The sequence below is a fragment of the Streptomyces sp. NPDC052496 genome, from assembly GCF_040679095.1.
GTDB lineage: Bacteria > Actinomycetota > Actinomycetes > Streptomycetales > Streptomycetaceae > Streptomyces.
On sequence record NZ_JBFAUH010000009.1, the window covers coordinates 72,042 to 84,379 of the forward strand.

8 protein-coding genes are annotated in these 12,338 nt (G+C 75.8%); 4 read left to right on the forward strand and 4 right to left on the reverse strand.

Translation table 11 applies throughout. From position 1 onward, the window contains the following. The first annotated feature begins 144 nt into the window (after positions 1 to 144). Positions 145 to 1,203, forward strand: coding sequence for an aldo/keto reductase (locus tag AB0L45_RS14635; RefSeq protein ID WP_365839633.1), 1,059 nt, complete (start codon positions 145 to 147; stop codon positions 1,201 to 1,203). Between the two features lie 36 nt (positions 1,204 to 1,239). Here AB0L45_RS14635 and mnmA read toward each other — a convergent pair whose 3' ends face one another. Beyond that, on the reverse strand, positions 1,240 to 2,361 hold the full coding sequence (gene mnmA / locus AB0L45_RS14640; protein ID WP_365839635.1) for a tRNA 2-thiouridine(34) synthase MnmA: 1,122 nt from the start codon (positions 2,359 to 2,361) through the stop codon (positions 1,240 to 1,242). Between the two features lie 54 nt (positions 2,362 to 2,415). Between mnmA and AB0L45_RS14645 the strand changes: the two genes are divergently transcribed. Then, complete coding sequence (locus AB0L45_RS14645; protein WP_365839637.1) at positions 2,416 to 3,105, forward strand: N-acetylmuramoyl-L-alanine amidase; 690 nt, start codon at positions 2,416 to 2,418, stop codon at positions 3,103 to 3,105. Between the two features lie 57 nt (positions 3,106 to 3,162). Next, on the forward strand, positions 3,163 to 3,726 hold the full coding sequence (locus tag AB0L45_RS14650; RefSeq protein ID WP_365839638.1) for a hypothetical protein: 564 nt from the start codon (positions 3,163 to 3,165) through the stop codon (positions 3,724 to 3,726). A 47-nt stretch (positions 3,727 to 3,773) separates the two neighbouring features. On the opposite strand, the gene AB0L45_RS14655 is transcribed toward AB0L45_RS14650, so the two are convergent. Next, the gene (locus AB0L45_RS14655; protein WP_365839640.1) at positions 3,774 to 4,943 is read right to left on the reverse strand and encodes a cysteine desulfurase family protein; all 1,170 of its coding nucleotides are present in this window, start codon (positions 4,941 to 4,943) and stop codon (positions 3,774 to 3,776) included. Between the two features lie 165 nt (positions 4,944 to 5,108). Between AB0L45_RS14655 and AB0L45_RS14660 the strand changes: the two genes are divergently transcribed. After that, positions 5,109 to 5,939: an alpha/beta hydrolase gene (locus AB0L45_RS14660; RefSeq protein ID WP_365839642.1), complete on the forward strand. Its 831-nt coding sequence runs from the start codon at positions 5,109 to 5,111 to the stop codon at positions 5,937 to 5,939. Positions 5,940 to 5,945: 6 nt separating this feature from the next. On the opposite strand, the gene AB0L45_RS14665 is transcribed toward AB0L45_RS14660, so the two are convergent. Together AB0L45_RS14665 and AB0L45_RS14670 are read right to left on the reverse strand one after the other, a co-directional pair. Then, positions 5,946 to 11,306 carry an SAV_2336 N-terminal domain-related protein gene (locus tag AB0L45_RS14665; RefSeq protein WP_365839644.1) on the reverse strand — a complete coding sequence of 1,787 codons (5,361 nt, stop codon included), beginning with the start codon at positions 11,304 to 11,306 and terminating at the stop codon, positions 5,946 to 5,948. Then, the gene (locus AB0L45_RS14670; protein WP_365839646.1) at positions 11,303 to 12,322 is read right to left on the reverse strand and encodes a MoxR family ATPase; all 1,020 of its coding nucleotides are present in this window, start codon (positions 12,320 to 12,322) and stop codon (positions 11,303 to 11,305) included. The genes AB0L45_RS14665 and AB0L45_RS14670 overlap by 4 nt, the downstream gene beginning before the upstream one ends. Between the last annotated feature and the right edge of the window lie 16 nt (positions 12,323 to 12,338).

Below are 12,338 nucleotides of genomic sequence, written 5' to 3' on the forward strand. Positions count from 1 at the left end.
GGCCCCCTCTCCCGGCAGCTCCGGCTGTCACCACATCGCCGTGACATTTGTCAGGCCACGCCCGCCCGGCCGGACGCTTGCGCTGGAGTGCCCTCCAGCTCATAGCGTCGGACGCACGACCCGACCACCGAAGGGGAACTCTTCGTGCGTTACACACTGTTCGGCAGGACCGGTCTGCGGGTGAGCGAGCTGAGCCTCGGCACCATGACCATCGGCTCGGACTGGGGCTGGGGCGCCCCCGAGGACACCAGCGCGCGGATCGTCGACGCGTACGACGACGCGGGCGGCAACTTCATCGACACCGCGAACAACTACACCGACGGCAGCTCCGAGAAGATCCTCGGCAAGCTGCTCGAAGGCCGCCGGGACCGCTTCGTGCTCGCCAGCAAGTACACCTGCGCGACCCGCGAGGGCGACCCGAACGCCGCGGGCAGCCACCGCAAGAACCTGGTGCAGTCGGTGGAGCAGAGCCTCACCCGGCTGCGCACCGACCACCTCGACGTCCTCTGGGTGCACGCGCGGGACCACTTCACGCCCGTCGAGGAGACCATGCGGGCGCTGGACGACGTCGTACGGTCCGGCAAAGTGCAGTACGTCGGTGTCTCCGACTGGCCCGCCTGGGAGATCGCGCAGGCCAACACCCTCGCCGAGCTGCGCGGCTGGACCGCGTTCGCGGGCTCCCAGCTGCGCTACAGCCTGCTGGAGCGCACCCCGGAGCGCGAGCTGCTGCCCCAGGCGCGCGCCTTCGACCTGGCCGTCCTGGCGTGGGCCCCGCTGGCCGCCGGCAAGCTCACCGGCAAGTACCGCCGCGGCGAGACGGGCCGGCTGGACGTGGTCGGCGACGACGGCCGCGGCCCGGGCCACACCGAGGAGACGATCACGGCGGTGCTGGAGATCGCCGAGCAGGGCGGCTGGAGCCCGGCCCAGGTGGCGCTGGCGTGGCTGCGGCAGCAGCCGGGGAACATCATCCCGATCATCGCCGCCACCAAGGAGAGCCAGCTCGCCGACAACCTCGCGAGCGTCGAGGTCGAGCTGGACGCGGCCGCCCTGCGCCGGCTCGACGAGGTCAGCGCCGTACCGCTGGGCTTCCCGCACGACTTCCTTGCGGAGTCCGGGATCACCCGGAACGTCTACGGCGACCGCTGGAGCGCCATCGAGGAGCGGCGCTCGACCTACCGCCGGTCGGTACGCGGCGTGCTCTGAGCCCCCGGCCGGCGGCCCCGGCCGGGCGCCCGCCGGTCACGCGAGCGCGCGGACCCGTTCCGTCGTCGCGATCGTCGCCGAGCCGACCACCCGTGTCCCGTCGTACAGCACGACGGCCTGGCCGGGGGCCACGCCGCGGACCGGTTCGGCGAAGGTCACGCGCAGTCCGCCCTCGACCGGCTCGGCGGTGACCTCGGTCTCGCCGCCGTGGGCGCGCAGCTGGGCGGTGTACGTGCCGGGGCCGTCCGGCGCGGCGCCGCACCAGCGGGGGCGGACGGCGGTCAGCGCGGTCACGTCCAGGGACTCGGCCGGGCCGACGGTGACGGTGTTGTCGACCGGGGAGATGTCCAGGACGTAGCGCGGCTTGCCGTCCGGGGCCGGGGTGCCGATGCGCAGGCCCTTGCGCTGGCCGATGGTGAAGCCGTACGCGCCCTCGTGGGTGCCCACCTTGGTGCCGGACTCGTCGACGATGTCGCCTTCGGCGCGGCCGAGCCGCTTGGCGAGGAAGCCCTGGGTGTCGCCGTCCGCGATGAAGCAGATGTCGTGGCTGTCCGGCTTCTTGGCGACGAACAGACCGCGCCGGGCGGCCTCCTCGCGGATCTCCGCCTTGGTGGTGACCGTGTCGCCGAGCGGGAACATGGCGTGCGCGAGCTGCTGGTCGTCGAGCACGCCGAGGACGTACGACTGGTCCTTGGCCATGTCGGAGGCGCGGTGCAGCTCACGGCTGCCGTCCGGGCGCTCCACGACCGTGGCGTAGTGGCCGGTGCAGACCGCGTCGAAGCCGAGGGCGAGCGCCTTGTCCAGCAGCGCGGCGAACTTGATCTTCTCGTTGCAGCGCAGGCAGGGGTTGGGCGTACGCCCCGCCTCGTACTCGGCGAAGAAGTCCTCGACCACGTCCTCGCGGAAGCGCTCGGCGAGGTCCCACACGTAGAACGGGATGCCGATGACGTCGGCGGCGCGGCGCGCGTCGTGCGAGTCCTCGATCGTGCAGCAGCCCCGGGCTCCGGTGCGGAAGGACTTCGGATTCTCGGAGAGCGCGAGGTGCACGCCGGTCACGTCGTGGCCGGCCTCGGCGGCGCGGGCGGCGGCGACGGCGGAGTCGACACCGCCGGACATGGCGGCGAGCACGCGGAGGCGGCGGGGAGCGTCAGTCGTCATAACCCTTCCAGGGTAGACGGAACCACCGACGGCCCTCCAAGCGTTGTGCAGCGCATGGGAGACGCGGGGGGAGCCGGGCAGCCGGCCGGCCAGGGGTTCAGCAGGCGGGCCCTGCTGCTCGGCGGCGTGGGCACGGCGCTGGCGGGCGGTACGGCGTACGCGCTGCACGACGACGTGCTGCGCTGGTGGTGGCGGCTGCCGGGCCGCAGGAAACCGCGGACGGACGGCGCGGTGGACCACACCTCCGCGCGCTGGGTGCCGGCCGCCCCGGCGAACTGGCGGCAGGCCGACCGCCCGGACGATTACCCGATCGACCGGGTCGTCGTCCATGTCGTCCAGGGCGGCTACACCGACGCGCTGCGGGTCTTCCAGAGCCCGCTGCACGGCGCGGCGGCGCACTACGTGGTGCGCAAGGACGGGCAGGTGGCGCAGACCGTCCGGGAGCTGGACGTGGCGTACCACGCGGGCAACCGCGCGTACAACGAGCGCAGCATCGGGATCGAGCACGAGGGTTACGTGGACCGCCCGGCGTCCTTCACTCCTGCCATGTACGCATCATCCGCCCGGCTGACCGCCGGGATCTGCCGGCGCTACGGCTTCCCCGCCGACCGGCAGCACATCGTGGGCCATGTGGAGGTACCGGGCGCCGATCACACCGATCCCGGGCCACACTGGAACTGGAGGCTGTACCTGGACCTGGTGCGCGCCGAGCTGCGCCGGCCGTCCCCCACCCCGGGGGCGTGACGCGGGCCGCCGGGGCGCCCGGGCGCCGCGCGGCGCCCCTCGCGGAACGGACCATGCATGGCGTACGACAGAGCCCCGGCCACTGGGCCGGCGCGCCGCGGCACCGGCGGCCGCCCCGGCACCGGCCTCGCCGAGGACCGCGTCTTCGGCCGGATCGTGCTGGACCTGGACGCCGACGCCGGCCTGCTCACGGTCCGGGGCGACCGGGTGGCGACGGCCGAGCTGCGCCGCTCACCGGGCGCGCCGCCGGCCGGGCACGTCCCCGTCGGCACCCGCGACGGCGCGTACCTGCGGCTGACCGTCGACGGCCGGCCCGCGCACCTCACCCCTGCCGGGGGACGGCTGACCCGGCGCTCCCACCGGGTGGAGGCGATCTACGGCGGCGCCGTGTACCGGCTCCTCCCGGACTCGCCCAACGGGAGCCGGCTCGTCAAGGAAGGCCGCCGGATCGCGGACTTCTCCTCGGACGGCACCGGGCACGTCTGGGCCGACTGGCATCCGGACGTGGCGCCGCCGCTGCGGGAGGACGCCGCGGTCGGGTACGCCCTCGCCGCGGCGTTCGGCACCGGCGCCGAGCCGGCCTGGCGGCTGCTCCTCCAGGCAGCGGCCGACTGGCTCTGAGCCCGACGCGCCGAGCCCGGCTTGCGTGGAGCCCGGCAGCCCCCGGGTCAGCTCAGCCCCGCGCTCCGTGCCCGTTCCACCACCGGACCGATCGCCTCCGCCACCGCCGCCACGTCCGCCGCGGTGCTGGTGTGGCCCAGGGAGAAGCGCAGCGTGCCGCGGGCGAGGTCGGCGTCCACGCCGGTGGCGAGCAGGACGTGGCTGGGCTGGGCGACGCCCGCGGTGCAGGCGGAGCCGGTGGAGCAGGCGATGCCCTGGGCGTCCAGGAGGAGCAGCAGGGAGTCGCCCTCGCAGCCGGGGAAGGAGAAGTGGGCGTTGGCGGGCAGGCGGCCCGCCGGGTCGGGGTCGCCGCCGAGGACGGCGTCCGGGGCGGCGGCCCGTACCGCCTTGACGAGGTCGTCGCGCAGGGCGCCGATGTCGCGGGCGAACTCCGCGCGGTGCGCGACGGCGTGCCGCGCGGCGGCGGCGAACGCGGCGATGCCCGGGGTGTCCAGGGTGCCGGAGCGCACCTGCCGTTCCTGGCCGCCGCCGTGCAGGACGGGGACGGGTGCGTACTCGCGCCGCAGCAGCAGCGCTCCCACTCCGTACGGCCCGCCGATCTTGTGTGCGGAGACGGTCATCGCGGCCAGGCCGGAGGCCGCGAAGTCGACCTCCAGCTGTCCGAACGCCTGCACCGCGTCGGCGTGCAGCGGAACGTCGAACTCCGCCGCGGCCTCGGCCAGTTCGCGGACCGGCATGACCGTGCCGATCTCGTTGTTGGCCCACATGACGGTGGCGAGGGCGACGTCGTCGGGGTCGCGGGCGATCGCCTCGCGGAGCGCGTCGGCGTGCACCCGTCCGTACGCGTCGACGGGCAGCCACTCGACGCGCGCGCCCTCGTGCTCGGCGAGCCATTCCACGGCGTCCAGGACGGCGTGGTGCTCGACGGGGCTGGCGAGGACGCGGGTACGGGCCGGTTCGGCGTCCCGGCGGGCCCAGTACAGGCCCTTGACCGCGAGGTTGTCGGCTTCGGTACCGCCCGCGGTGAAGACGACCTCACTGGGGCGCGCGCCGAGCGCGGAGGCGAGGGATTCCCGCGCCTCCTCGACGGTGCGCCGGGCGCGCCGGCCCGCGGCGTGCAACGAGGACGCGTTGCCGGTGACGGTCAGCTGGGCGGTCATCGCCTGCACCGCCTCCGGGAGCATCGGGGTGGTGGCGGCGTGGTCGAGGTAAACCATGGTGCGCACGATTCTACGAGCAGGCGCGGGGGCGCATGCCGGGCGCGTGGGGGCCCGGCCCCACGCCCCCGGCCGCACCACGCGCCGGCCCCGTCGCCTCACGGGCGCGCACCCGTCCCCGCGGCCCCCTCGACACCCCTGTAAGGAGTCACTACGCTTACGGTCATGACACAGTGGCAGCTGAACCGTACGTACCGCAGTACCTCGGGTGAAGTGCGCTGGACCGCGCTCGGCGAGGACGGGGCGCCGCCCCTGGTCCTGCTGCACGGGACGCCGTTCTCCTCGTACGTCTGGCGAGGCGTCGCACGGGCGCTGTCCGCCCGCTTCCGGGTCCACGCCTGGGACATGCCGGGCTACGGCGCTTCCGCGCAAGCCGCCGGCCAGGACGTGTCCCTCCGCAAGCAGGCCGAGGTCTTCACCGAACTGCTCGCCCACTGGGGACTCACCGCCCAGGAACCCACCGTCGTCGCCCACGACTTCGGCGGCTACGTCGCCCTGCGCGCCCACCTCGCGCACGGCGCGCGCTACCGGCGCCTCGCCCTCGTCGGCCCGACCGCCCTCCCCGGCTGGGGCTCCGCCACGTACCGCCTGCTCGGTGAGCACCCCGACGTCTTCGCACAGCTGCCCACCGCCCTGCACCGGGCGCTGGTGACGGAGTACATCTCCTCCGCGAGCAGCCCCGGCCTGCACCCGTCCGTCCTGGAACAGCTCGTCGCACCGTGGTGCACCCAGGAGGGACAGCCCGCCTTCTACCGGCAGATCGAGCAGAACGGGCTGCTCAGCACCGCGGACCTCAAGGAGGAGTACGGCAAGGTCTCGGTACCGACCCTCGTCTCCTGGGGAGCGGAGGACGCCTGGAACCCCGTCGCCCTGGCGCACGACCTCGCGGCGCTGATCCCGGACGCCCGCCTGCACCTCTTCGAGGGCGCCGGGCACCTCGTACAGGAGGACGCGCCGGCGGAGCTGACGGCCGTGCTCGGGGCGTTCGCCGCGTAGCGGCTCTCACGCCCCGCCCGGCTCCAGGGGCGGCCGCAGCGTCGGTCCCGTCGAGCCGGGCGTGTTCAGCGTCTCGTACAGGGCGAGCGCTTCGCTCCAGCGCTCCTGGGCCCGCTTCTCCTGGCCCAGGGCGTCCAGCGCGTGGGCCAGCAGGCTCAGCCCGTCGGCCATCCGCCGGTCGCCGCCCGCCTCCGCGAACAGGCGTACCGCTTCCTCCGCCGCTCGTACGGCGCCGTCCGCCCAGTTGACGGCGAGGCAGGACTCGGCCGACCGCAGCTGGACCAGGCCCGTCCAGAGCCGCTGCCCGGCCTCGTCGAAGAGGGGCGACGCCTCCTGGAGGGCGGCCAGCGCCTCCTCGTGGCGGCCCGTTTCGGCCAGGGCGACGGCGAGGAAGTACAGCCCCGTGCCGAGACGCTGCCCCTGGCCCATGGCGCGGCAGATGTCCACGCCCTGCCGGGCGAGCCCGACGCCCCGCGCCGCCTCCCGGTCGCGGACGCACAGCCGGGAGCGCTCCACCAGTACGGCGGCCTCGCCCAGCCGGTCGCCCTGCACCTGGCAGTGGCTCATGGCCAGGGTGAAGTGCTGTTCGGCGTCGGGCCGGCGCAGCCCGACCGCGGCGGCGCCACGCACCAGCGGCGCCCGGCCGCTGGTCACCGGGTCTCCCGCGTCGAGACCCAGCCGGTACGCGCGGCGGGCCTCGTCCTCGGCGTCGGCGAACCGGTCGGCCGTCAGGCAGGCGCGGGCACGGGCCAGCCGGGCGCGCGCCTCCGCGCGCTTGTCGCGGCCGGTGGCCGCCCCGGTGGTCACGGCCAGCGCGGTCTGCTCGTAGCGGTCCGTCAGGCGCCCCGCGCCCAGCAGGGGTTCGAGGAGGAGCAGCGTGTCGGCGCACCGGGCGGTGTGCGCCCCGGACGGCAGCTCCACCACCTGCTGGACGACGGACAGCGCTCCGGCTCCCTCCGCCGCCCACCAGTCCGCCGCCGCCCTGCGGTCCGCGAACGGGGCGGCCGTGACGGACGAGGCGGGCGAGGCGGTGCGGTCCAGGAGCAGGGCGCCGGGCGCGTCGAGGCCGTACGCCCGGTGGGCGGTGACCAGGTACCAGTCGAGGAGCCGGGACAGCGCGGCGGTGCGGTCCTCCGGCGCGGTGTGCCGGGTCAGCTCGTCGTAGGCGAAGGCGGCGAGTGCTTCGCGGTGCCGGTAGCGGCCGGCGGCCGAGGTCTTCAGCAGTCCGGCCCGCACCAGGGTGTCCAGGTGGGTACGGGCGGTGGCGGGGTCGGTGCCCGTGAGGGCGGCCACGGCGGCGGCCGGCAGGTCGGTACAGTGCGGCAGCGCCAGCAGCCGGAAGGCGGCGAGCGCAGGCGGGGCGAGGTCGTGGGTGAGGCGCAGCGCGGTGCTGCGGATCATGGCCTCGGCCGCCGTACGGTCCGCCGGGCCGTCCAGCAACAGCTCCGCGGCCACCGCCTCGACCGCGGCCTCCGAACAGCCGCACGCCTCCAGCGCCGCGCGCGCCACCGCGCGGCGGGCCGCGACCCGTTCCTCGCCGACCCGCAGCGCGAGGAGTTCCAGCGCGTCGGTCAGGCTCAGGCTCTCCAGGTGCACGGACAGGACGCCGGTCAGGCCGGCCGGCGGCCGGTCGCGGCCGATGACCAGGGCGGCGCCCGCGGCGTCCGGCAGCAGGGGCAGTACGGCCCCGACGTCACGCACCTCGTCCAGGACGACGACCAGGCGCAGGGCGCCGACCGCCGCCCGGTAGAACGCCACCCGCTCCCCGGCCTCGGCGGGGATCTCCTCCTCGCGGTAGCCGAGCTGGCGCAGCAGCACAGCGGCCAGCCGCGGTACCGCGGCCTCCGGATCGCCCTCGGCCGGCATGATCGCGTACAGCCGCCCGTCCGGGAACCGGTCCTGCACCGCGTCGGCCACCCGCGCCGCCAGGCTCGTCTTGCCGACGCCCGCGCCCCCGGAGATGACACAGGCGTTGCGTCCCGTCGGCCGCTGCCGCGTCAGGTGGTCCGCCAGCCGCCCCAGTTCGGCCGTCCGGCTGCCGCCCGCGCGGTCCTGCCGGGGCCCGTACCGGCCGGCCCGCAGGAGGCTGCGCAGCCCCGGGGAGACCGGCTCGTCGTGGGCCAGGGCGCGCGCGAGGAGTTCGCGGGTGCGTTCGCGGGCCGGGTCCAGGTAGAGCAGCCAGGTGAGCGCTTCCTCGGCCGCGGCGTGCCGGCCCAGGCGCAGTTCCATCTCGGTGCGGTCCTCGACCAGGGTGCGCCGCCGGTCGGCCAGCCGCCGGGACTCGGCGCGCAGATACGGCCCCGGCAGCCCCGCCAGGGGCTGTCCGCCCCGCCACAGGGCGACGGCCGCGTCCAGCAGGTCCCTGGCGCTGTCCCAGTCCCGGGCCGCGCGGGCGTCGCGGGCCACGGTGACCAGGTCGTCGGCCCGGCGCAGGTCCACGTCCAGGTCGGTTCTGGCGGTCCGGCGCAGCGCGTAGCCGCCGTTCTCGGTGACCAGGACGTCCGCGTCCGGCCCGAGGGCCTTGCGCAGCCGGGAGGCGTACGTGTGCAGGGCGGCGTAGGCGGAGTTCGGCGGGTCGTCGCCCCACAGGGCGTCGATCAGGTCGGCTTCGGAGATGACACTGCCTGCGCGCAGCACCAGGACGGCGAGCAGCGCGCGCTGCTGCGGTGTGCCGGTCGCCAGGTCCGCACTGCCGCGCAGCATCCGCACCGGACCGAGCACGGTGATGCGCAGCGGCTCGCGCGGGGGCGGCGGGGCCGTGTCGCCGCTCTGCCGGGCCTTGCCCTGGGCGCGCGCGAGCGTCAGCAGTTCCCGCAGGCGGGGGCGGGAGGGGTCGCGGGCGAGCAGTTCGGTCAGCTCGGCCTGGGCCCCGTCGTACCCGCCGAGCCACAGGTCGCACTCGATGCGTTCCTCGACCAGGGTGTGCCGCCACTCGGTCAGCCGCAGCCGCTCGGACTGCGCGTACGGGCCGGGGAGCCCGGCCAGCGGCTCGCCGCGCCACAGGCCGAGGGCGGCGTTCAGCAGGGTGCGGGCGCGGTCCCACTCCCCCGCGTCCCGGGCGGCGCGGGCGGCGCGCTCGTAGCCCTGGGCGCGTTCCAGGTCCATGTCTATGTCGGTCCCGGCGTCGCCGCGCAGGGCATAGCCGACGCGCTCGCGGACCAGGACGTGTTCGTCCTCGCCGAGGGCCTTGCGCAGCCGCGCGATGCCGTGGTCCAGCATCGAGCGGGCACTGCGCGGCGGGTCGGCGCCCCAGAGCGCGTTGAGCAGTTCGGCCTCGGAGGCGACGCCTTCGTGGCGCAGCAGGAGGGCGGCGAGCAGCGCCCGGTCCATGCGGGACGGGATCTCGATCCGCTGGTCGCCGCGCCACAGGCCGACCGGCCCGAGCACGGTGAAGCGCAGCGGCTCGCGCAGCTCTTCGACGGGCAGGGCGGGGAGGGAGCGGCGGGGTGGGGCCTCGGGCAGGGGCGGGGCCTGGGGCAGGGGCGGAGCGGGCTCGGTGGCGGACTCTTCCGGGGCTTCCGGGTGGTGTGCTGATGCTTCCGGGTGGTGTGCCGGTGCTTCCGGCTCCGTACGGGTGGGTGCTTCGGCCTCCGTACCGACGTTGGTTTCGGCTTCCGTACCGACGAGGGTTTCGGCCTCCGTACGGACGGGCTCTCCCCCCTCCGTACGAACGGGCTCTCCGGCAGTCCTGGCAGCCTCGGCCGTTTCCGTGCCGGTGCCCGGTACGTCCGTCCCCCCGGGCACACGGCCCCCCAGCCGCTCCAGCACAGGGCTGGCGAGCACCGCGAACGCCTGCGCCGACTCCTGGAGGCGCATCTCCCCGGTGTCGTCGGCGACCAGGGCCGGGAAGTCGGGCAGCCGCCCCATGTACGGCTCCAGGGCGCGCCCGACCGCCTCGACGACGGCCAGGGACTGCTGGGTGCCGAGGCCGCTGAAGAGGAGGTCGCGCACGCCGGGCCGGAAGTCGTAGACGGGCTGTCGCGCGCCGGTGCCCAGCGGCCCGTCGAACCCGCCGAGCGAGCGCGCCCCGCGCGGGGCGGCGACGCGTTCCAGCAGGCCGCCGAGGAGGATCTCGGCGACCTGGGTCGGTCCGGCGTCGCTCATCGTGGCGGCCCGCACCAGCTGCATCAGGGGCACGGTGAGCGGGTTGATGGCGGACAGCCGTACGGCCAGACGGTACGCCTCGGGCGAGAACGCGCCGCGGAAGTGCGCGACCAGGTCCGCCGCCGAGCCCGCGGGGCGCGGCGGGTCCTGCTCCGGGTCCTCGCCCAGCAGCACCGTGTCGATCAGGTGCGGGACGCCGGGGCGGGTCAGCAGGGCGGCCCACTGTCCGAGCCCGCCGGGGGTCAGCGGGACGACGGGCAGCGCGACCGTGCCCGGCTCCTCGGCCTCCGGGTCCGGCTCGCCCGTCAGCGGGTCGAGCACGGTGGTCCGGCCGGCGCCGCCGAACTCCACGGGGGAGGTCAGCAGCCGGGGCTGGGCGTCCAGCGCGGTGCCCCGCCACAGCCGCCGGGGCAGCGGGTGGAGCACCGCCACCGGCCCGTAGCGGCCCCAGCGGCGCACGGCGCGCGCCGCGTCCGGGGTGCGCCAGCCCGGGCTCGTGCCGTCGGTGAGGACGAAGGTCAGGGTGGGGCCGGCGGCCCACGGCAGGCGGCCCAGGACGGCCATGTCCTGCGGGTCGAAGGCACACACCCGCACGCCGCGGAAGATGCCGCCCCGGTCGAGCACCGCCCGCAGCTCACCGGCGAGCTGGCTCCACACCCGCATCGACGGCGCGTCGTCCACCAGCAGGACGGCGGACCAGCGGTGCTCCTGGTCCGGCCGGGAGACGACGTCGAACAGCGCGGTCTCCGCGGCGAGCCGGACGGTGGCTTCCACGTCGGGCGCCGAGCGGTGCGGGTGCGGCTCGAACCGGCGCAGCGGGCGCAGGGCCCGGGACAGGTGCTGGGGTCTGGCGAGCGCGCGGCGGCCGGGGGCCCGGGCGGGCCGGGCCCGGCGGCTGAGCGCGCTGCCGCCCTCGCTGCCCATCGCGTACAGGGAACGCTGCGACGGCAGTACGGTCACGGGGGTGCCGCCGGGCAGGCCCGCGCCCCCTTCGTCCCCCCGCGCGCCGTCCGTACCGTCCGGCCCGTCCGCCTCCCCCGGGCCGCCACCGGCGCCGTCCGCGCGCGCGTCCGCCGGCGCCGGTGCCGGCACCGGGCCGCCGTCCGGTCCCGGCCCGGCGTCCTCGCCGGGCCGTTCCGCGGGCAGCGCGGCGCGGCGCTCGCCCTCGCGCACCACGCGGGCCAGCCACAGGACGTCCAGCAGTTCGCTCGCGCCGAGGTCGTACCCCTGGCCCGCGAGGATCTGCCGCAGCCGGTCGATCATGGCGACATGGGTTCGTCCAGGCGGTGCATGACCGCGGAGAGCAGTTCGTCCTTGGTCAGGTCGGCTCCGGTGATGCGCAGGTGGACGGCGGCCAGCAGCTGGTCCGTGGCGAGCGTCTCGGTCTTGGAGCGCTGGAGGAAGCCGTCGATGAGGTCCTCCGCCTCGGCGAGCGCGGCCGGGCCGAGGTTGTGGGCGACGATCTCGCGCAGCCGCTCGGGCGTCGGGTCGGGCAGGTCCAGGCGGACGCAGCGGCGCAGGAAGGCGGGCGGGAACTCGCGTTCGCCGTTGCTGGTCATCACCACGACGGGGAAGTGCGCGCAGGAGACGACGCCGCGGTGCACCCGTACCCGCTCCCGGCTGCCGTCGGTGAGCACGTGCACGTCCTGGTGCTGTTCGGACAGCCGGGCCAGTTCCGGGATCTCGAACTCGCCCTCCTCCAGGACCACCAGCAGGTCGTTGGGCAGGTCGATGTCGGACTTGTCCAGCTCGTCGACGAGCAGGACCCGGGGGCGCTCGGTGGCGGCCAGCGCCGTACCGAGCGGGCCCAGGCGCAGGTAGTGGCCGATGTCGGTGGTGAAGGAGCCGCGGTGGTCCTTGAGCCGGCGCGGCGCCGTACGGGCCGCCTCCCGCTCGCGGCGCAGCGACGCCTCGCGCAGCCGGCCCACCGCGTCGTAGCGGTACAGCGCGTCGGACAGGGTGGAACGGGAGTTGACGGACCAGCGCAGCACGTCGCCGAGGCCCAGCTCGGCGGCGATGGCGCGGGCCAGCGAACTCTTGCCGGTGCCGGGGCGGCCGGTGACCAGCAACGGGCGGTGCAGGTGCAGGGCGGCGTTGACGACGGACACCTCGTTGCGGTCCATCAGGTACGGCGCGGGCGTCCCGGCCCTCCTGCGGGCGGCGGCGAAGTAGCGCCACGGGGGTGCCGCGGGCAGGGGCGCGGGGCCGCGGAACACCCACCAGCCCTCGGGCTCCGGCCCGGCTCCCGGGCCGTGGTCGGGTGTGCTCTGTGGGGCCACGGGTCGTTCTCCTTCG

Bases quoted from the DNA above. Each gene is read 5' to 3' on its own strand.
- mnmA (WP_365839635.1), bottom strand. From the start codon at position 2,361: ATGACGACTGACGCTCCCCGCCGCCTCCGCGTGCTCGCCGCCATGTCC.
- AB0L45_RS14645 (WP_365839637.1), top strand. From the start codon at position 2,416: ATGGGAGACGCGGGGGGAGCCGGGCAGCCGGCCGGCCAGGGGTTCAGC.
- AB0L45_RS14650 (WP_365839638.1), top strand. From the start codon at position 3,163: ATGGCGTACGACAGAGCCCCGGCCACTGGGCCGGCGCGCCGCGGCACC.
- AB0L45_RS14655 (WP_365839640.1), bottom strand. From the start codon at position 4,943: ATGGTTTACCTCGACCACGCCGCCACCACCCCGATGCTCCCGGAGGCG.
- AB0L45_RS14660 (WP_365839642.1), top strand. From the start codon at position 5,109: ATGACACAGTGGCAGCTGAACCGTACGTACCGCAGTACCTCGGGTGAA.
- AB0L45_RS14665 (WP_365839644.1), bottom strand. From the start codon at position 11,306: ATGATCGACCGGCTGCGGCAGATCCTCGCGGGCCAGGGGTACGACCTC.